This is a genomic window from Streptosporangium sp. NBC_01810, from assembly GCF_035917355.1.
Lineage (GTDB): Bacteria > Actinomycetota > Actinomycetes > Streptosporangiales > Streptosporangiaceae > Streptosporangium.
This window is the reverse complement of record NZ_CP109070.1, coordinates 5,760,110-5,779,004: the sequence shown is the minus strand read 5'-3', so window position 1 is coordinate 5,779,004 and position 18,895 is coordinate 5,760,110. Positions and strand designations below refer to the sequence as shown.

Sequence of the window (18,895 nt, the reverse complement as noted above, 5' to 3'; positions counted from 1 at the left end):
CATCGAAGGACACGCCGGCGAACCCGTGAAGACCGGCGAGAGGACGATTCCGCGACCTTTCCCCGGGCGGGGGCGCCTAGCGGAAGCGCCTGCGCAGGCCGTACGCCAGCCAGAGCAGGCCGCCGAGCAGGCCCGCGCCGAGGACGTAGTAGCCGATCGGGACGCCCTCGGCGGCGGGTCTCGAGGCCGCGTCGGGGTTCTGTCCGGAGGCGGGTGCGGGGGTGGCGGGAGACGCCGAGGCGGTCGGGGGAGCGGGCAGCGGGGTGGGTTCGGGGATCGGGTCGACCAGCTGTCCGATCGGGGTCACCTTGCCGCGGTTGGCGAAGCCCCAGTCGAGCAGGTCGGAGACCTCCTCCCAGAAGTAGCCGTCGTGGCGCATGATCGACACGATGATCGTGTGACCGTTGCGCTTGGCGGCGCCGACGAAGCTGCCCAGGGCCTTGGAGGTCCAGCCGTTCTTGACGCCGATCATGCCCTTGTAGCGCCAGAGCAGCTTGTTGTGGTTGCCGATCTCGTAGTAGCCCCTGGGCGCCGGGAATTTATCGGTCTTCGTGCTGATATATCGCCGAAAATCGGCGTTGGCCAGGCCGGCGCGGGCGATCAGTGCCAGGTCGTACGCCGAGCTGCTCTGGCCGGGCTTGTCCAGCCCGCTCGGGGTCTTGGCCACCGTGTCGAAAGCCTGCAGGCGCTTGGCCTCGGCGTTCATGTCCGCCAGGGTCGCGGTCAGGCCGCCGTTGGCCTCGGCCAGCGCCATCGCGCAGTCGTTGCCCGAGACCACCATCAGCGCCTTGAACAGGTCGTCGACGGTGTAGAGGGGCTTGGTGACCAGACCGACCGCGCTGCCCTCCTCGTTCACGGCGCGGGCGCTCGGCCTGATCCTCCGGTTCTTGTTCAGCTTGGGGATCAGGGTGAGCGCGGTCAGCGCCTTCAGCGTGCTCGCCGGAAGATAGCGCCCGTGGGCGTCCTTGGCCGCCAGCACCGCGCCGGTCTCGGCATCGGCGATCACGTACGCCTTCGCGGCGGTCTTGGGAGGGGCCTTCGCGCCCGAAGGGACGATGAGGCCCCGCTCACCGAGCCGGGATCCGCCGACCGGCTCCCTCTCGCCCCGCGCGCGCGGGCCCAGCGAACCGGTGCCCGACGGCAGGCCCCCGAGGTCGTTCAGGAGATCCGCGCCATGCGGACCGGCCGGAGAACCGGTCGCGGGCACGGTCGCGGTCCTGGCCTGTGCGGGTGCGCCGAGAAAAGTGGTCGCCGCGAGCAGCACCCCGACGGGCGCGAGATGTTTGGTCCCCATGATGATCTCAGGGTAGCTTCGTGCCGGTTCGCATGGAGTTAGAGGTGCCCTGACCAGGTACAGGCCACTCGGAGGGATACTGACATCATGCAAATGTCACGAAAGATCGCCGCTTTTCTGATCGGCCTTGCCGCTTTCATGATCTTCGAATGGATCAACCTTGGCTTCAACCTCGCGGACGGCCATCCGACGGCCTTCTACGTGGTCCACGGAATTCTGATCGCCGTCAACATCGTGCTCGCGATCGTGCTCGGTGTGATCGGCCTACGCGGTTGGTCGCAGGGTAAGCAGGGTTCTTCTGTGTAGTTCGGCGGCCTCATCGGCGGAGTCGCCGATGCTGGTGAACCCCAGCTTGCCGAACTCCGTGACCGCGCCCAGCAGGTGAAGCACGTTCCCGGTGCGGCTCTCGCGGTCGAAGCCGAGGCCCGCGTCGTGGACCAGCTTGACGACCTCCCCGGGGGTGCGGCCCTTCAGTGAGGGGGAGGCGCAGTTGTCCGTCGCCACGTAGTGCTTCGGCCGGCCGTCGCGGATGAGCGTGCCGGTGCCGGGGTCGTACGACGCGCCGGTGGTCAGGATCGCGGCGCCGAGCGGGTGGGTGGTGCCGCCGATGCGCAGGTTGATCTCGCACAGCAACGTCCGGTAGCCGCCGTCGGTCTTGACGGCGAAGAAGTCGACGCCGAACAGTCCCACCACGCCACGGGCCGCCAGGGCCCTGGCGATCCGTTCGGTGTGCGCGCCCAGCTCGGCCCGGTACTCCTGCCGCGCGGGGAAGCTGCAGCCCTGGTAGACGTCCCCGTTGGGGCCGCCGAGGACCTGCTCGTGGGTGGCGACCACGTCGTAGGCGCCGCCGGGGGTGATCCTCGCCAGCGCGCTGGGTGAGCGCAGCGGCCGGTCCTCGATGAACTCCTCGATCACCGCTCCCCGCTCGGCGATCTTCTCGGCGAACGTCGTCCAGCTCTCGTCCGAGGCGGAGAAGCTCGTGGGGCAGGAGACGAGCGGCCGGTCGTCCTTGGTCACGATGGCGTTGCCGAGCCCCGAGTAGCTGTTGTTGAGCTTGACCATCAGCCTGGTCGTGGGGCCCATCGCGCGGGCGGCGTGCTCCACCTCGGTCAGCGAACGCAGGTCGCCGAAGCCCCTGACCGTCGGCACCCCGGCCTCGTCGCCGATCACGCGTCCGCCGCTCTTGGATCCCAGGTGGGTCAGGGAGGTGGCGGGGCCGTACACCGGCAGGGAGAGTATCCCGGCGAGGCGTTCCTCGTACTCGCTCACCACGAACGGCACCATCCAGGCGCCCCCGCCGCCCCCGCCGCCCCCGCCGCCCCCGCCGCCCCCGCCGCCCCCGCCGCCCCCGCCGCCCCCGCGGGCCTTCCGGCGGTCTCCGAGTGCGGTGCGGATGCGCTCGATCACGTCCGGACGGCGCAGCAGCGCCTCGCTGAGCGGGTGCGTGTCAGGATCATCCAAACTGATCATTTGCAGGCGGGTACGGGCCTCGTCCGGATCGTCGAGGAAACTCAGGTAGTAGTCCACGACCGCGTCGTTCACCGGCGTCGAGGTGAGATAGACGACCTCTACCTTCGGCTCTCTCAGGGTGAGGAGAAGAAAGAGCAGTCGTTCCTCGTAGCAGAGGGCTCCGGTGATCCTGCGCAGTTCATCCTGGGGAAGCGACAACGAGGGAAGGACCACCAGCGTGCCCTCGTTCGGTTCAAATATGCTCAAACGCGACTGCCTCTCCCCGAATGGGATGTTAGTGATCATGCGAGGAGTGAAACATGCATTCCTCCCGTTTGCATCACTCCGCCGGGTTCGATGACCGGCACCGGAGGTCAGGTAAGTTGCCAGGTCGGCGATGTTTGGAAGTGGTCCGGGGCTGCCACCCTCCGGCCCGGCCGTCACCCAACGTGACTAACGTCTCGTGGTCAATACGAGTCATCCCTTCTGGTTCTTTCGGGGCAGGAGATGTACGAGGGGGGTATGGGACGGCAAAACATTTGGTGTGGATGTCGGCGAGTTGCTCGCGGGGCGAGATAAAGTCGTTGTCATCGCCAATGCGACGGCTGCCCCGGACAACAGGCCCGCAGCTCCCGCGGCGGCGTCAACCAGCCCGCGCTGACACGGCCCGTGAGACCCACTCCGGCCCGTCGGTGCGGCGATCGCTTTTTTCGAGACTGCCTCATGGGTTTCGAGATCCTGGGCAGTGGCACGGTGCGTCGAGGATTCCGGACCGCCGGCGCGGAATAGGACGGTGAGCAATGCGGGGGCGTAATTTGCGGGGAGAACTCGACACGTTCCTCGCCGGTCGCGAGCAGGAACTGATCAACTTCCGTCGAGACCTGCACATGCATCCCGAGCTCGCGTTCGCCGAATACCGCACGACGCAGCGCATCGCCGAGCGCCTGACCGCCGCTGGACTGGCCCCCTCGGTGCTGCCGCGCGGCACCGGCCTGCTCTGCGACGTCGGCAGCGGCGACGGCCCGACCGTGGCGCTGAGGGCCGACATCGACGCGCTGCCGGTGCCGGACGAGAAAGACGTCTCCTACAGCTCGACGGTCCCCGGCGTGTGCCACGCCTGCGGCCACGACGTGCACACCGCGGTCCTGCTCGGCACCTCGCTCTTCCTCGCCCAGCAGGCCGAGGCCGGCCTGCTGCCCGGCAGGGTCCGGCTGATCTTCCAGCCCGCCGAGGAGCTTCCCGGCGGTGCGCTGGAGGTCATGGCCTCCGGCGGCATCAGCGGCGTCGACCGCATCTTCGGCCTGCACTGCGACCCCCGGCTGGACGTCGGCAAGGTCGGCCTTAAAGCCGGTCCCATCACCTCGGCCTGCGACAGGGTCACGATCCGGGTGAGCGGTCCCGGCGGGCACACCGCCAGGCCGCACCTCACCGCCGACCTCGTCTTCGCGCTCGCCAAGATCCTCACGGAGTTGCCCGCCGCGCTCTCGCGCCGGGTCGACCCCCGATCCTCGCTCAGCCTGGTCTGGGGCCGGGTGGAGGCGGGCTCGGTGGCCAACGCCATCCCGGACGACGGCATCGCCGAGGGCACCGTGCGCTGCCTGGACGAGGCGGCCTGGCACGCGGCCCCCGACATGATCAAATCGCTGCTGGAGTCGGTCGCCGGCGCGTACGGCGTCGAGGCCGAGATGGACTACGCGCGCGGCGTGCCGCCGGTGGTCAACGACAAGGTCAGCGTGCAGATGCTGGCCGAGGCCGCGGAGGGTGTGCTCGGCGAGGGTTCCTCCGTGCCGACGGAGCAGAGCCTGGGGGGTGAGGACTTCGGCTGGTACCTGGAGTCCATCCCCGGCGCGTTCGCCAGGCTCGGCACCCGCGAGCCGGGGACGGCGCACCTGGCCGACATCCACCAGGGCACCTTCGATGTGGACGAGAGTGCCATCGGCACCGGGGTGCGCTTCCTCGCGGCGACCGCGCTGACCGCGCTCTGGGAGGGGCAGCGCCCCGTCGCGGGCGAGGCCCTGATGGCGCTGAAGGCACTGAAGGCCGACAACTGACGCGTTGAGACCATACGGGTCCGGTGGGGTTGGGCTGCCCCGCCGGGCCCGTTGTGCATCCCACGGAACCGACGGCCGAACCAGGAGCCGGAACGGAGAGATTGGTCACAAGCACCGGGCGTTTCCGAAGGGGAGGCGACCGGGGGGGAGAGGCCGGTGGGCCGATGTTCGGAGCCTTGATCCTCCGAAAAGATGTCGGGGGCGAAGTCCTCTCTGGTCACAGTCTCGCTTGAGGTCGGTAACAGGCAGGTTGCGGACTTGAGTGATGGTTTGGAGTGCTCTATCCGACCAACTACATTCCGTCCAGGGTTGCCGTGCGTTTCTTCGCGCGTGCACAAATTCGGTACGGCGAAGAGGACGGAGGAGTCACCTTGCTCCGCAGTCAGTTCGGCAAGATGACGATGGCCACCGCGGCGGGGGCCATGCTCATGGCAGCGGCCGCCTGTGGCGGCGGTACGGATACGGCGGCCAGCCCGGCGGCGAGCGCAGGGGCGAGCAGCGAGGCACCTCAGGCGTCCGGACTGAAGGTCGGCCTGGCCTACGACGTCGGCGGTCGCGGGGACAAGTCCTTCAACGACTCCGCCTACGCCGGCCTGGAGCGCGCGCAGAAGGAACTCGGCGCCGAGATCAAGGACCTCAGCCCGGCGGCCGACGGCTCCAACCGCGGTGAGCTGCTTCGCCAGCTGGCCGAGGCGGGCTACAACCCGATCGTCGGCGTCGGCTTCGCCTACGGCGAGGACATCCAGAAGGCCGCCGCCGAGTTCCCCGACATCCAGTTCGCGGTGGTCGACTCGGCTTCCAACGGGCCGAACGTGACCGGTCTGCTCTTCGCGGAGGAGCAGGGCTCCTACCTCGCGGGTGTGGCGGCGGCCGAGAAGAGCAAGGCGAAGCACCTCGGGTTCGTCGGCGGCGTCGAGAACGACCTGATCAAGAAGTTCCAGGCCGGGTTCGAAGCTGGTGCGAAGTCAATCAAGTCGGACATCAAGGTCGACATCAAGTACCTGACCCCCGACGGCGACTTCAGCGGCTTCAAGGCTCCGGACAAGGGCAAGATCGCCGCGGAGAAGATGTACCAGGACGGCGCGGACATCGTCTACCACGCCTCCGGCGACTCCGGCCTGGGGGTCTTCCAGGCTGCCGCCGCGGCGGGCAAGCAGGCCATCGGCGTCGACTCCGACCAGTACGAGACGGTCAAGGAGGCCGACCTCAAGAAGGTCATCATGACCTCGATGCTCAAGCGGGTCGACGTCGGCGTGTTCGAGTTCATCAAGGCGTTCCAGGGTGGCGCCAAGGGTGGCACCAACAGCATCTACGACCTGAAGGTCGACGGCGTCGGCCTGTCCACCTCCGGTGGCTTCATCGACGACGTCACCGCCAAGGTCGACGAGGCCAAGAAGAAGATCGTCGACGGTTCGATCACCGTTCCCTCGAAGCCGTAAGCCTGTTCCCCGCCCCCTCGGAAAAAGGGGGCGGGGAACGACTTTCGAGAGCCCGGGGGTGACCCCGGGCTTCTCCCTGTCTTGATCACGATCCGTGAGCCGGTTGGTTCTTCAGGAGAACGCATTGTCGACGAGCTCGGACACCCCGGCCGAGGCGCCCCCCGCGGTACAGCTGGAGGGAATCACCAAGCGCTTTCCCGGCGTCGTCGCCAACCACGACATCCGGATCGTCATCGAGTCCGGTTCCGTGCATGCCATCGTGGGAGAGAACGGCGCGGGCAAGTCCACGCTGATGAAGATCCTGTACGGCATGCAGAGACCCGACGAGGGCAAGATCTACGTCAACGGTGCGGAAGTCACCTTCCGGACCCCCGGCGACGCGATCGCGGCCGGGATCGGAATGGTGCACCAGCACTTCATGCTCGCCGACAACCTGACGGTGCTGGAGAACATCATCCTCGGCGCCGAGCCCGCGAAGGCCGGCGTCCTGGATGTGAAGGGCGCGCGTAAGCGCATCGTCCAGCTCGCGGGAGATCACGGTCTGCGGGTCGACCCCGACCGGATGGTCGAGGAACTCGGCGTCGGCGACCGGCAGCGGGTGGAGATCCTCAAGGTCCTCTACCGGGGCGCGCGCGTCCTCATCCTCGACGAGCCGACGGCCGTCCTCGTACCCCAGGAGGTCGAGGAGCTCTTCGCCAACCTGCGCGAGCTCAAGGCCGACGGCCTCACGGTCATCTTCATCTCGCACAAACTCGACGAGGTGCTGAGCATCGCCGACGCCATCACGGTGATCCGGCGCGGCACCACCGTCGCCAGCGTCGACCCCGGTTCCGTGACGGCCAGGCAGCTCGCCGAGCTGATGGTCGGCAGCGAGCTGCCCACCCCGGAGACCAGGGACTCCACGGTCACCGACCGCGTCGTCCTCGATGTGCGTGACGCGACGCTTCAGGGAGCGGGAGCCAAACCTCTCCTTTCCGATGTCAGCTTCACGGTCCACGCCGGTGAGGTCCTGGGCATCGCGGGGGTCGAGGGCAACGGCCAGTCCGAGTTGATCGAGGCCATCATGGGCCTGCAGACGCTCGACGGCGGGCAGATCATCCTCGGTGCGGAGGACATCACCGCCTGGTCCACGCTCCGCCGCCGTGAGTCCGGCATCGGCTACATTCCGGAGGACCGGCACCGCCAGGGGCTCCTGCTTGAGGCGTCCCTGTGGGAGAACCGGGTGCTCGGCCACCAGACCAGGAAGCCCGCCCGCAAGGGAATCTGGGTGAACCGCGCGGCGTCGCGCAAGGACACCGAGCGCATCGTGCGCGAGTACGACGTCCGTACCCCGAGCATCGACACCCTCGCCCTGGCGCTCTCCGGCGGAAACCAGCAGAAGCTGATCGTCGGACGTGAGATGAGCGGCGACCCGAAGTTCCTCATCGCCGCCCATCCGACCCGGGGAGTGGACGTCGGCGCACAGGCCGCTATCTGGGACCACCTGCGCGCCGCCCGCGCGGGCGGCCTCGCGGTGCTGCTGATCTCGGCCGACCTCGACGAGCTGATCGGCCTGTCGGACACCCTCCACGTCATCTACGGCGGGCGCATGGTGGCCCGCCTCGACCCAGGCCAGGTCACCCCCGAACAACTCGGCGGATACATGACCGGTGCCATCGCGGAGGAGAGGTCATGATGCCCGCGAGGCTGCAACGCACGCTGCTGACCGTGGCGGGTGCGGTGGTGGCGGTGCTGCTCGCCGTCGGGGTTTCGAGCATCGCGATCCTGGCCGCCGGCGCCAGCCCGGTCACCGCTCTGGGGGCGATGTTCGACTTCGGCGACACCCAACCACAGGTGGTCAACTCCCTCACCTTCATCGTCAACCGCGCCGTCCCGCTGTTCATCGCGGGCCTCGCGGTCGCCATCGGCTTCCGGATGAACCTCTTCAACATCGGTGTCGAGGGGCAGTACCGGATCGCGGCGATCGTCGCCGCCTTCGTGGGATCCCAGTTCATGCTCCCCGCGCCGATCCAGATCGCGGTGATCATTGTGGTCGCGATGCTGGTGGGCGGGCTCTACGCGTTCATCCCCGCGATGCTCAAGGTGACGCGGGGGGTGAACGAGGTGATCTCCACGATCATGCTCAACTACATCGCGATCAACCTCGCCGCCTTCCTCGTCCGAGGCCCGTTCGCGGGGGAGCGCACGGAGGGGAAGCTGACGACGTCCACTCCGGAACTTCCGGAGTCCGCGTGGTTCCCCAACCTGAACTTCCTGTTCGAGATGTTCGGCCTGCCGGCCCCGCGCAGTGGGCTGTGGGGATTCCTCGCGGTGGCGATCGGTGTCGGTGTGGTCATCTGGGTGGTCCTCGAACGCACCCGGTTCGGCTTCGACGTCAGGGCCAGCGGCCTCAACGCCTCGGCGGCCCTCGCCTCCGGGGTCGACCCCAAGCGCATGGTGATCTCCGCGATGGTCCTCTCCGGCGCGATCGCCGGTCTGATCGGCCTGCCGGAGATACTCGGCCGCACCCACGCCTACGGCTCGAACTTCACCGCGGGCCTCGGCTTCCTCGGTATCGCGGTCGCGCTGCTGGGTAGGAACAAGCCCGTCGGCATCGCGGTGGCCGCGCTGCTCTTCGGTTTCCTCGACCGTGCGGCCGCGCCCCTGCAGTTCGCCGACATCCCGCCCTCGGTCGTCGCCATCATCCAGGGCACGATCGTGCTCATGGTCGTGATCGCCAACGAGGTCACCAGCAGGATGTCGATACGTCAGGAAGAACGGCGGGCCGCCCGCCAACTCGGTACCACTCAGCAAGCAGAGGTGGCCGCATGACCACGTCCGTGGCATCCTCGGAAGCCCGCCGCGTACGCCGCTACCACCTGGCGCTCCTCGGGGTGGCGGCGCTCATCCTGCTGCTCTCCCTGGCCCGGACCGTGGCGGGCGCGCCCGAACTCACGTCCTCGGGAACCTTCTCGGCGGCCCTGCTGCTCGCCGTCCCCATCGGGCTGGCCGGTCTCGGCGGGCTGTGGGCCGAGCGCGCGGGCATCGTCAACATCGGTCTCGAAGGCATGATGGTGCTCGGCACCTGGTTCGCCGGATGGGCCGGTTACCAGTGGGGGGCCACCGCGGCGCTGCTCGCCGGCCTGGCCGGCGGGGCGATCGGCGGCCTGATCCACGCGATCGCGACCGTGACGTTCGGCGTCGACCACATCATCAGCGGTGTGGCGATCAACCTCCTGGGCCCCGGCGTCACCCGCTTCCTGTCCGAGGTGCTGTACGCGCAGGGCACGGTCGCGGGCGAGAAGGGCGCGGGCATCACCTCCTCGCCCACACTCTCCTCGGACGCCCCGAGCGTCAGCCTGCCGATCCTCTCCGACGGCCCCGACCTGCTCGGGAAGCTGGAGAACACGCACTGGTTCCTGCTCTCCGACGTCGCCGGGATCCTGCGCGGCCTCACGCACGACGTGAACGTCCTGGTCATCCTGGCCGTGGCCCTGATCCCGCTGACGTTCTTCGTCCTGTGGCGTACCTCCTTCGGGCTCCGGCTGCGCTCGTGCGGCGAGAACCCGTGGGCGGCGGAGTCGCTGGGTGTCAACGTCTACCGGACCAAGTACGTCGCGACGGTCATCTCCGGCGCGCTGGCCGGTCTCGGCGGCGTGTTCCTGGTCTTCGTCACCACCAAGTACGTCGAGGGGCAGACCGCGGGCCGGGGGTTCATCGGGCTGGCGGCGATGATCTTCGGTAACTGGCGGCCGGGCGGCCTCGCCATCGGAGCCTCCCTGTTCGGCTATGCCGACGGCCTCCAGCTCCGCAGCTCCCAGGCGGTCACCGGCCTGCTGCTCTTCGGCGCCCTGCTGCTGCTGATCTACACCGGCCACGAGGTCCGCAGGCGTCTGGCCGCGGGAGAGCCCGGTGTCAGGCAGTACACGGCCGCGGTGGCGGCCGTGCTCGCCGCCGTGGTGCTGATCTGGCTCTGGATGACCGTCGACAAGCTGCCCAACGAATTCGTCTTCATCACACCGCACGTGCTGACCCTGCTGGTGCTTTCCGCGGCTTCGCAGAGCCTGCGCATGCCACAGGCGGACGGCGTGCGCTACCGCCGGGGGGAGCAACACTGATGGTGTCGATCGATTGGACTGCCCTCAAGGCCGAGGCGGTGCGGGCCATGGGGCACGCCTACGCCCCCTACTCGAAGTTCCCGGTCGGCGCCGCCGCCCTGGTGGACGACGGGCGGATCGTGTCCGGCTGCAACGTCGAGAACGCCTCCTACGGCATCGGACTGTGCGCCGAGTGCGGGCTGGTCTCCGCGCTCCAGGCCACGGGCGGCGGCCGTCTCGTCGCGTTCACCTGTGTCGACGGGCACGAGGAACTGCTCATGCCGTGCGGCAGGTGCCGCCAGCTGCTGTACGAGTTCGGCGGTCCCGAGCTGCTGCTGGAGACCATCGACGGCCCGAAGACGATGTCGGAGATCCTTCCGTACGCCTTCGGGCCCGACGACCTGAGCCGGGGGGCCTGAGCATGGACGCGATCAACGTCATCGTCACCAAGCGGGACGGCGGGGAGCTGTCGGCGGAGCAGATCGACTGGGTGATCGACGCCTACACCAAGGGCGTCGTCGCCGACGAGCAGATGTCCGCGCTCGCGATGGCGATCCTGCTCAACGGTATGAACCGGCGGGAGATCGCCGAGTGGACCCAGGCCATGATCCGTTCCGGGGCGCGGATGGACTGGTCGGCGCTGCCGGGACCCACCACGGACAAGCACTCCACCGGCGGCGTCGGTGACAAGATCACGCTGCCGCTGGCTCCGCTGGTCGCCGCGTGCGGGGGGCACGTGCCCCAGCTGTCCGGCCGGGGGCTCGGCCACACCGGCGGCACCCTGGACAAGCTGGAGTCCATCCCCGGCTGGCAGGCGTCCCTGTCCAACGACGAGATGCTCGACGTGCTCGGCAAGGCCGGCGCGGTCATCTGCGCGGCGGGCGACGGGCTCGCCCCGGCCGACAAGAAGCTGTACGCGCTCCGCGACGTCACCGGTACGGTCGAGTCGATCCCGCTGATCGCCTCCTCGATCATGTCGAAGAAGATCGCGGAGGGTACCGGTGCGCTGGTGCTCGACGTCAAGGTCGGCTCCGGGGCCTTCATGAAGACTCCTGAGCGGGCCCGCGAGCTGGCCATGACCATGGTCGCGCTGGGCACCGACGCCGGAGTCAACACGGTCGCGCTGCTGACCGCCATGGACCGGCCGCTGGGCAGGGCCGTGGGCAACGCGCTGGAGGTCACCGAGTCGGTCGAGGTGCTCGCCGGAGGCGGGCCCGCCGACGTGGTCGAGCTGACCGTACGGCTGGCGCGGGAGATGCTTCAGGCGGCGGGCCTGTCCGGGGGCAAGGACCCCGAGCGGGCCCTCGCGGACGGCTCGGCGATGGACGCCTGGCGCCGGATGATCTCCGCTCAGGGGGGCGATCCGGACGCCCTGCTGCCCAGGGCCGCCGAGACCATGGAGGTCACCGCGCCCGCGTCCGGCGTGCTGTCCAGGCTCGACGCGTACGGCGTGGGCCTGGCGGCCTGGCGGCTCGGCGCGGGCCGGGAGCGCAAGGAGGACCCGGTGTCGTTCGGCGCGGGCATCGTGCTGCACGCCAAGCCGGGGGACCTCGTCCGTGAGGGGCAGCCGCTGATGACGCTGCACGCGGACGAGACCTTCCGCTTCGAGCGGGCACTCGCCGCCCTGGAGGGCGCCTACACCGTCGGGGAGAGCGCCGATCCGGACCTGCTCCCCCTGGTGATCGACCGCATCACGGCCTGACGGTTTGGCCGCCCGGCCGCCGAACCGAGTCAGGTTCGTGTTCACCGACGACCGAGCCCGGGCCACATACCCCGATTGGGACCACATCGCCGACGAGCAGGGACTGGCCTCCGGCCTGCTCAACCGCCGGATACCGGGGCCCGGCGGCGGCATCCCCGCTGCCTCCGCACCGCTCGCCCCGACTTCACGGCCGTGTGCCGCGAATCGCCGCGGGTCTTACCATGATCGCGGTACTTGACTCGCCCTTCGACAAGCTGTCAGGATCTTCTCGGGGCGCATGTGGACGGCAGAGGGTGAACCTCTCCGGAGACCTGGGCATCTAACGGGGCAGGAGGCTCAACATGAACCGCACCCTCGTTTCCCTCGCGCTCGTCCCCCTCTTCCTGCTGGCCGGTTGCGGCTCGGCCACCCAGACCGCGCCCCCGTCCACCGGGGCCCCGGCGGCCACGGCCCCGGTGGTCACGCCGACCGCCACGCCCTCCGCCGCGCCGGCCGAGTTGCAGCCCCCGATGAGCACCAAGGAGATCAAGGTCGACCGCGCCGCCGGCACCCCGCCGACGGTCACCGGGGCCCGGTTCGCCCAGCATCAGGGGTTCGACCGCGTAGTGATCGACCTCAAGGGAGACCTGCCCGGCTACACGGTGCGGTGGGTGCCCGAGCTCGTCCAGGACGGCTCCGGCGACCGGGTCGACGTCAAGGGCGGTGCCTACCTCCAGCTGACGATGAACCCCGCCGTCGCGCACACCGAGGCGGGCAAGACGACCTGGACGGGCGGGCCGGTGTTCCAGGCGCAGCTCGGCAACGTCCAGCACGTGGTCAAGACGGGCGACTTCGAGGCCGTGGTGAGCGTGGGCATCGTCCTCGACCGCAGGGCGCCGTTCCGGGTGCTGGAGCAGAAGAGCCCGAACCGGCTGGTCATCGACGTCGCGAACTGAGAGGCGCCGCACCCCGAGACCAGTGACAGACTGGTCTGATGGTACGCAAAATCGACAGCGCGACGCGGATTCCCGTTCCGGGGGGCAAGACGATCGACGAATACGTCGGCCGGGTCAACAGCGGCGACGATCGGATCTCGATCGCACGCATGATCGCCCCAGCGGGGTGGGAGGAGCCCGCCCAGACCCCGGAGTTCGCCGAGTACACCCTGGTGCTCAGCGGAACGGTCGTCGTGGAGCACGACGGGGGCACCACCGAGGTCGGCGCGGGGCAGGTGTTCACGTGCGAGCCGGGGGAGCGGATCCGCTACAGCTCGGGCCCCGACGGCGCCGAATACGTCGCCGTCTGCCTGCCCGCCTTCTCTCCCGAGACCGCCAACCGCGACGACTAGCCGCCCGTACGACGTCGACCAGGTCCGCGGCTCCGGGACCCTCGGCCATGCCAGAGCCGAGGGTCCCGGCCCTTACGCGCGATGGGCCGGTCGTGAACACGTCACCCGAAACACGCGGGACCGCGCCGCACCCCGTCCCCGTGACTAAAGTCGAGGTCTCCCCGCTGGAAGGATGTAGATGAGTCAGCTACCCACTTTTGAGCAGATCCGTCTGGCTCCGAAGGTGTTGCTCCACGACCACCTCGACGGAGGGCTCCGGCCGGAGACCATCATCGAGCTGGCCCGCGACTCCGGCTACGACAGGTTGCCGACGACCGACGCCGACAGCCTGCGCGCCTGGTTCAGGGAGGCCGCCGACTCCGGCTCGCTGGTGCGCTACCTGGAGACCTTCGACCACACGGTCGGCGTCATGCAGACGCGCGAGTCGCTGGTCAGGGTCGCCGCCGAGTGTGCCGAGGACCTGGCCGACGACGGCATCGTCTACGCCGAGGTGCGTTACGCGCCCGAGCAGCACACCTCCAGGGGGCTGAGCCTCGAAGAGGTCATCGAGGCGGTGCAGGAGGGTTTCAGGGCCGGTTCCAAGGGGCGGGGCATCCGGGTGGGCACCCTGCTCACCGCCATGCGCCACCAGGCCAGGTCCATGGAGATCGCCGAGCTGGCGGTCCGCTACCGCGACGCCGGGGTGGCCGGGTTCGACATCGCCGGCGCGGAGGCGGGCTACCCTCCCACCCGTCATCTCGACGCCTTCGAATACCTCCAGCGGGAGAACGCCCACTTCACCATCCACGCCGGTGAGGCCTTCGGCCTGCCGTCGATCTGGCAGGCGATCCAGTGGTGCGGCGCGGACCGGCTCGGCCACGGCGTCCGGATCATCGACGACATCTCCGTCTCCGATGACGGCGAGCCCAAGCTGGGCCGCCTGGCGGCCTACGTCCGGGACAAGCGCATCCCGCTGGAGATGTGCCCGACCTCCAACCTGCAGACCGGTGCGGCGGCCTCCATCGCCGAGCACCCGATCGGCCTGCTGCGTCGGCTGAACTTCCGGGTGACCGTCAACACCGACAACCGGTTGATGAGCGGTACGAGCCTCTCCGAGGAGTTCGCCAAGCTGTCGGAGGCGTTCGGCTACGACTGGGACGACATGCTGTGGTTCACGGTCAACGCCATGAAGTCCGCGTTCCTGCCGTTCGACGAGCGCCTGGCGCTCATCAACGGCGTCATCAAGCCCGGTTTCGCGCGCCTCAAGTGGCAGGCGTGACCGGGCTCGTACGAGTGAAGTGAGCCTTCTCCCATGAAGCAGGTGTTCCGCTCCAACCTCGCGATGATCGTCGGCTGGCTCTGGATGGTGTTCGCCGCGTACAACGCGGTGGACCTGGTCGTCCGCTACAACGGCCGTCCCTCGATGGTCGCCGCGGCGGTGCTGGGGGTGCTGACCGCGCTGGTCTTCGTCACCTGCCTGCGCCCGGTGATCGTCATGTCCGAGGAGGGGGTGCTGGTCCGCAACCCGCTGCGGAACGCCTTCGTACCCTGGAGCGGAGTGGACGAGGTCACGGTCTCGCACTCGATCACGATCACCTCCGGCGGCCGGAGCGTCCGCTGCTGGGCGCCGCAGACCTCGGCCCGCGAGCGGGCGGCGGCCGCGCGCAAGGGAAGGCCCGCGCCCGCCCGGGGTCGCTTCAGGACCGAGCCGGTCCGTTCGAAGGCCGAGCAGGCTGCTGACGAGGCGATGGCGGGCAAGACGCACGCCGACTGGGTGGCCGAGCAGATCACCGAACGCGCCGAGGCCGCCCAGCGGACGGCCTCCGTGGCCGGGACCGCGGCAGTGCCCGAGACCGAGAACGGGACCGGGACCGCGGCAGTGACCGAGAACGGAACCGGGAACGGGGCTGCGGCAGTGACCGGGTCCGAGACCGGGACCGAGAACGGGTCCGAGACCGGAACCGGGAATGACGGGCTCAAAGTCACCTGGGCGCCGAGTGCCCTGGTCGCCCTGGTGCTCGCGCTCGCTCTCGTGGTCGCCGCCTTCGTCGCCTGACGGCTCCTCCCGCGGCCGTTGAAGGCCGCTCACTGAGCGGGCCGAGGCGCCGGAGGGGCGGCCGTTCCGGCCTGTCCCGATACGTCGCAACCGGCGGGCCGTCCATCCTGGTGCCTTCGTGACCGGCGGGCCGTCTGTCGTGGTGCTTTCGTGACCGGCGGGCCGTCTGTCGTGGTGCTTTCGTGACCGACGGTCCGTCTGTCGCGGTGCTCCGCAGCCGGTAGACCGCGCGTCCCGATGCTTCGAACCCGGTGGACCACCCGCCGCGGTGCTCCGCGAGCGGTGCGTCGCCCGTCTTGGTGCTCGAATACCGCCCGAGGAGGATATGGGCGTTTCATCCTTTTTCTGGCCGTATATCTTGACGCTCAGAGGGCGGCCTGATTAGGTTAGGCTTGCCTAATTGAGTTTAGGCTTACCTTAACTTTTAAGTGAGATGACCCGGAAGTCGTACTTCTGGAACGTGTCAAGGCGCCTATCTGCCGGCGGCCCGCCGAGTTCGCGGGTTTCCCGGCCGAGCTGCCGCTCGACGACGGTGGCGTCACGTTCCGCGGTACGGCGGACATCGGGGTCGGCGAGTCCGTCGATGTGCGGGCCCGCGGGAAGGCAGAAGCATGAAGCGCGGTTTGATCGCCCTACTGGCTGTGGGAACGGTCGTCCTGGCCGGGTGCGGGAGCACGGCGGAGACCTCGGCGGAAGCCGCACCCGAGACATCGGCCCCGGCTGCCTCGACTGCCCCCGCGGCCCAGGGGCTTCCGGTGACCGTGCAGTCCGCAGACGGATCCAGCGTCGAGGTCAAGGACGCTTCAAAGATCATCCCGCTGACCAGCGACGTGGCCGAGATCGTGTTCGCGCTGGGCCTGGCCGACCGGGTCGTGGGCGTGGACCTGTCCGCGATGGGGCTGCCCGAGGCGCGGCAGAAGCCGCAGATCGGCTACCAGCGCGCGCTGGCCGCCGAGGGCATCCTCTCGCTCAAGCCGACCGTGCTACTCGGCACCGAGGAGGCCGGCCCGCCGCCGGTCATCGAGCAGCTCAAGGGGGCCGGGATCCCTGTCGTCATGGTGCCCTCCGGCGCCGGCGGCGTGGACGAGGTCCCCGCCAAGATCGAGCTCATCGGCAAGGCGCTAGGTGTGCCGGACAAGGGCGCCGAGCTGGCGGCCAAGACCAAGTCCGAGATCGACGCGGCCAGGGCCAAGGCGGCGGCCGCGGGCACGGAGAAGCCCCGGGTCGCTTTCCTCTACCTGCGCGGCCAGTCCAAGACCTACCAGATCGGCGGCACGGGCACCCGCGCCGACGCCATGATCGCCGCCGCCGGGGCCGAGGACGCGGGCACCGGCGCCGGCGTCCAGGGATACAAGCCGATCACCGCCGAGGCCATGGTGAAGGCCGCCCCCGACCACATCCTGGTGATGAAGATGGGCCTGGAGTCGGTCGGCGGCGTGGACGGCCTGCTCAAGCTGCCCGGCGTCGCCGAAACCCCGGCCGGCAAGAACAAGCGGATCGTGTCGCTGGACGACCTGGAACTGCTCGGTATGGGCCCGCGCACCGGGCAGGCCATCGGCAAGCTCGTCACGGCCTTCCAGGCGAAGTGAACCCCGCACAGACCGTGGCGGAGGCGTCCCACAGCGCACCCGCCGCCGCCCGCGGCCAGACCGGGGGGACGCCGGCGCGGCCGTCCACACCCCGATCCGGCCGCGTGGTGCTCAGGAAGGCGCTGATCCCCGCCCTGGCGGTGCTGCTCGCCACGCTCTGCGTCGCGTCGGCGGGGATCGGCGCCGTCCCGGTCCCCCTCGGGGAGGTGGCCGCCTCGGTCTTCGGTGGCTCGGGACCGCACGACGCGGTGCTCTGGCAGATCCGCTTCCCGCGCGTGGTGCTCTCCGTGCTCATCGGGGCCGCGCTCGGCGTCGCCGGGGCCGCCATGCAGGGCGTCTTCGGCAACCCGCTCGCCGAACCCGGCGTCATCGGCGTCTCCTCCGGCGCGGCCGTCGGTGCGATCGGCGCGATCGTGCTGGGCGTGAGCGCCTTCGGGGAGTGGTCGGTGACCGTGGCCGCCTTCCTCGGCGGTCTGATCGCCACCTTCGCCGTCTACCTGCTCTCCCGGTCCGGAGGCAGGACCGAGGTGGTCACCCTGGTCCTCACCGGTATCGCGATCAATGCCGTCGCCGGGGCGATCGTCGGCCTGCTGACCTTCCTGGCCGACGACGCCGAGCTCCGCTCGATCTCCTTCTGGAGCCTGGGCAGCATCGGCGGCGCGACCTGGCCGGTGGTCGCGGCGGTCGCCCCGTTCACCGCGGCGGGGCTGGTGCTGATCCCCTTCTTCGCGCGAGCGCTGGACGTGCTGGCGCTGGGGGAGCGCGGGGCCCGGCACCTGGGAGTGGACACCGAGCGGGTCCGCGTCGGGGTGATCCTGCTGGCCGCGCTGCTGACCGGCGCCGCCGTCGCGGCCGCCGGGATCATTGGCTTCGTCGGCCTGGTCGTCCCGCACCTCATCCGGCTGGCCGCCGGGCCGGGGCACCGCGTCCTGCTGCCCGCCTCGGCGTTGGCCGGAGCCGTCGTGCTGCTCGCGGCCGACCTGGCGGCCCGGACGCTGGCGATCCCCGCCGAACTGCCGATCGGCGTGCTCACCGCGCTCATCGGCGGCCCGTTCTTCCTCTGGCTGCTCCGCCGTACCCGATCCCAGCAGGGAGGATGGGCATGATCGACGTTTCCGGGGTGTCCCTCACCGCAGGCTCCGCCCGGCTGCTCGACGACGTGTCGCTGCGGGTGGCGCCCGGCGAACTGGTGGCGATCGCCGGGCCGAACGGCGCAGGCAAGTCATCGCTGCTGTCCGTCCTGGCCGGGGACGTGCCCGCGACACACGGCGCGGTCACCCTGGCCGGCCGGCCGGTGCGCGCGCTGCGCCCGGCCGCGCTGGCGCGGCTGCGCGCGGTGCTGCCGCAGCGGGTCACGCTGGCCTTCCCGTTCACCGTCGCCGAGGTGGTCGCCATGGGCCTGTACGGCTCCCGCCGTCCCGCCCACGAGGAGGAGGAGATCCTCGCCCGGGCCATGGAGGTGACCGACGTCGCGCACCTGGCCGGGCGGACCTACCCCACCCTGTCGGGCGGTGAGCAGGCCCGGGTCTCACTGGCCCGGGTCCTGGTCCAGAGTGCCCCGATCCTGCTGCTGGACGAGCCGACCGCGGCCCTGGACCTGCGCCACCAGGAGCAGGTCATGTGCGTCGCCCGTGAGCGGGCGGCGGCGGGGGACGCGGTGGTGGTCGTCCTGCACGACCTCAACCTCGCCGCCGCCTACGCCGGCCGGGTGCTGGTCATGTCCGGCGGGCGGCTCGTCGCCGACGGCTCCCCGGACCGGGTCCTGGCCTCGGAGACCCTCAGCGAGGTGTACGGCTGCGCCATCGACGTCCACCGGAACGGCAGCGCGCTGCTGGTCGCCCCCCGCCGCGCCGTCTGACCCCGGCCCGTGAACCGGATGGCCGACCCCGGCCCCCGGCCTGTCGCGCCTGGCGGCTACTGTCCCGCCGTCAGG

The 18,895-nt window shown here is 69.9% G+C and carries 17 protein-coding genes; 15 read left to right on the top strand and 2 right to left on the bottom strand.

Annotated elements, in window-relative coordinates; all coding sequences use genetic code 11:
* Positions 1-76 precede the first annotated feature (76 nt).
* Entirely contained in the window at positions 77-1,294 is a 1,218-nt protein-coding gene (locus OIE13_RS25500) for a D-alanyl-D-alanine carboxypeptidase family protein (protein WP_326828835.1), read from the bottom strand.
* A gap of 93 nt (positions 1,295-1,387) precedes the next feature.
* Here OIE13_RS25500 and OIE13_RS25495 point away from each other — a divergent pair, with 93 nt between their 5' ends.
* A complete protein-coding gene (locus tag OIE13_RS25495; protein WP_326635816.1) occupies positions 1,388-1,600 on the top strand; it encodes an SCO4848 family membrane protein in 213 nt (70 codons plus the stop codon).
* Here OIE13_RS25495 and OIE13_RS25490 read toward each other — a convergent pair.
* The gene (locus OIE13_RS25490) at positions 1,559-3,010 is read right to left on the bottom strand and encodes a peptide ligase PGM1-related protein (protein ID WP_326828834.1); all 1,452 of its coding nucleotides are present in this window, start codon (positions 3,008-3,010) and stop codon (positions 1,559-1,561) included. The genes OIE13_RS25495 and OIE13_RS25490 overlap by 42 nt on opposite strands.
* A gap of 533 nt (positions 3,011-3,543) precedes the next feature.
* Here OIE13_RS25490 and OIE13_RS25485 point away from each other — a divergent pair.
* The 14 genes from OIE13_RS25485 (at position 3,544) to OIE13_RS25420 (ending at position 18,820) form a co-directional block, all read left to right on the top strand.
* Positions 3,544-4,794 (top strand): M20 family metallopeptidase, encoded by a 1,251-nt coding sequence (locus tag OIE13_RS25485; RefSeq protein WP_326635820.1) that lies wholly within the window; start codon positions 3,544-3,546, stop codon positions 4,792-4,794.
* 371 nt (positions 4,795-5,165) lie between these two features.
* Positions 5,166-6,233 carry a BMP family lipoprotein gene (locus tag OIE13_RS25480; RefSeq protein ID WP_326635821.1) on the top strand — a complete coding sequence of 356 codons (1,068 nt, stop codon included), beginning with the start codon at positions 5,166-5,168 and terminating at the stop codon, positions 6,231-6,233.
* 124 nt (positions 6,234-6,357) lie between these two features.
* Entirely contained in the window at positions 6,358-7,908 is a 1,551-nt protein-coding gene (locus OIE13_RS25475) for an ABC transporter ATP-binding protein (protein WP_326635823.1), read from the top strand.
* Positions 7,905-9,044, top strand: coding sequence for an ABC transporter permease (locus OIE13_RS25470; RefSeq protein ID WP_326635825.1), 1,140 nt, complete (start codon positions 7,905-7,907; stop codon positions 9,042-9,044). Before OIE13_RS25475 ends, OIE13_RS25470 begins: the two co-directional genes overlap by 4 nt.
* Positions 9,041-10,330 (top strand): ABC transporter permease, encoded by a 1,290-nt coding sequence (locus OIE13_RS25465; RefSeq protein WP_326635827.1) that lies wholly within the window; start codon positions 9,041-9,043, stop codon positions 10,328-10,330. Before OIE13_RS25470 ends, OIE13_RS25465 begins: the two co-directional genes overlap by 4 nt.
* Positions 10,330-10,728 carry a cytidine deaminase gene (locus OIE13_RS25460; protein WP_326635829.1) on the top strand — a complete coding sequence of 133 codons (399 nt, stop codon included), beginning with the start codon at positions 10,330-10,332 and terminating at the stop codon, positions 10,726-10,728. The genes OIE13_RS25465 and OIE13_RS25460 overlap by 1 nt, the downstream gene beginning before the upstream one ends.
* A gap of 2 nt (positions 10,729-10,730) precedes the next feature.
* Positions 10,731-12,011: a thymidine phosphorylase gene (locus OIE13_RS25455; RefSeq protein ID WP_326635831.1), complete on the top strand. Its 1,281-nt coding sequence runs from the start codon at positions 10,731-10,733 to the stop codon at positions 12,009-12,011.
* A 341-nt stretch (positions 12,012-12,352) separates the two neighbouring features.
* On the top strand, positions 12,353-12,946 hold the full coding sequence (locus tag OIE13_RS25450; RefSeq protein ID WP_326635832.1) for an AMIN-like domain-containing (lipo)protein: 594 nt from the start codon (positions 12,353-12,355) through the stop codon (positions 12,944-12,946).
* Positions 12,947-12,984: 38 nt separating this feature from the next.
* Positions 12,985-13,338, top strand: a complete 354-nt coding sequence (locus OIE13_RS25445) for a cupin domain-containing protein (RefSeq protein ID WP_326635834.1) — start codon at positions 12,985-12,987, stop codon at positions 13,336-13,338.
* A 178-nt stretch (positions 13,339-13,516) separates the two neighbouring features.
* Positions 13,517-14,596, top strand: a complete 1,080-nt coding sequence (locus tag OIE13_RS25440) for an adenosine deaminase (RefSeq protein ID WP_326635835.1) — start codon at positions 13,517-13,519, stop codon at positions 14,594-14,596.
* Positions 14,597-14,629: 33 nt separating this feature from the next.
* Complete coding sequence (locus tag OIE13_RS25435) at positions 14,630-15,373, top strand: hypothetical protein (RefSeq protein ID WP_326828833.1); 744 nt, start codon at positions 14,630-14,632, stop codon at positions 15,371-15,373.
* Positions 15,374-15,984: 611 nt separating this feature from the next.
* Complete coding sequence (locus OIE13_RS25430; RefSeq protein WP_326635840.1) at positions 15,985-16,962, top strand: heme/hemin ABC transporter substrate-binding protein; 978 nt, start codon at positions 15,985-15,987, stop codon at positions 16,960-16,962.
* Positions 16,959-18,068 carry a FecCD family ABC transporter permease gene (locus tag OIE13_RS25425; protein ID WP_442811503.1) on the top strand — a complete coding sequence of 370 codons (1,110 nt, stop codon included), beginning with the start codon at positions 16,959-16,961 and terminating at the stop codon, positions 18,066-18,068. Before OIE13_RS25430 ends, OIE13_RS25425 begins: the two co-directional genes overlap by 4 nt.
* On the top strand, positions 18,065-18,820 hold the full coding sequence (locus OIE13_RS25420) for a heme ABC transporter ATP-binding protein (RefSeq protein WP_326635842.1): 756 nt from the start codon (positions 18,065-18,067) through the stop codon (positions 18,818-18,820). The genes OIE13_RS25425 and OIE13_RS25420 overlap by 4 nt, the downstream gene beginning before the upstream one ends.
* Positions 18,821-18,895: the final 75 nt, after the last annotated feature.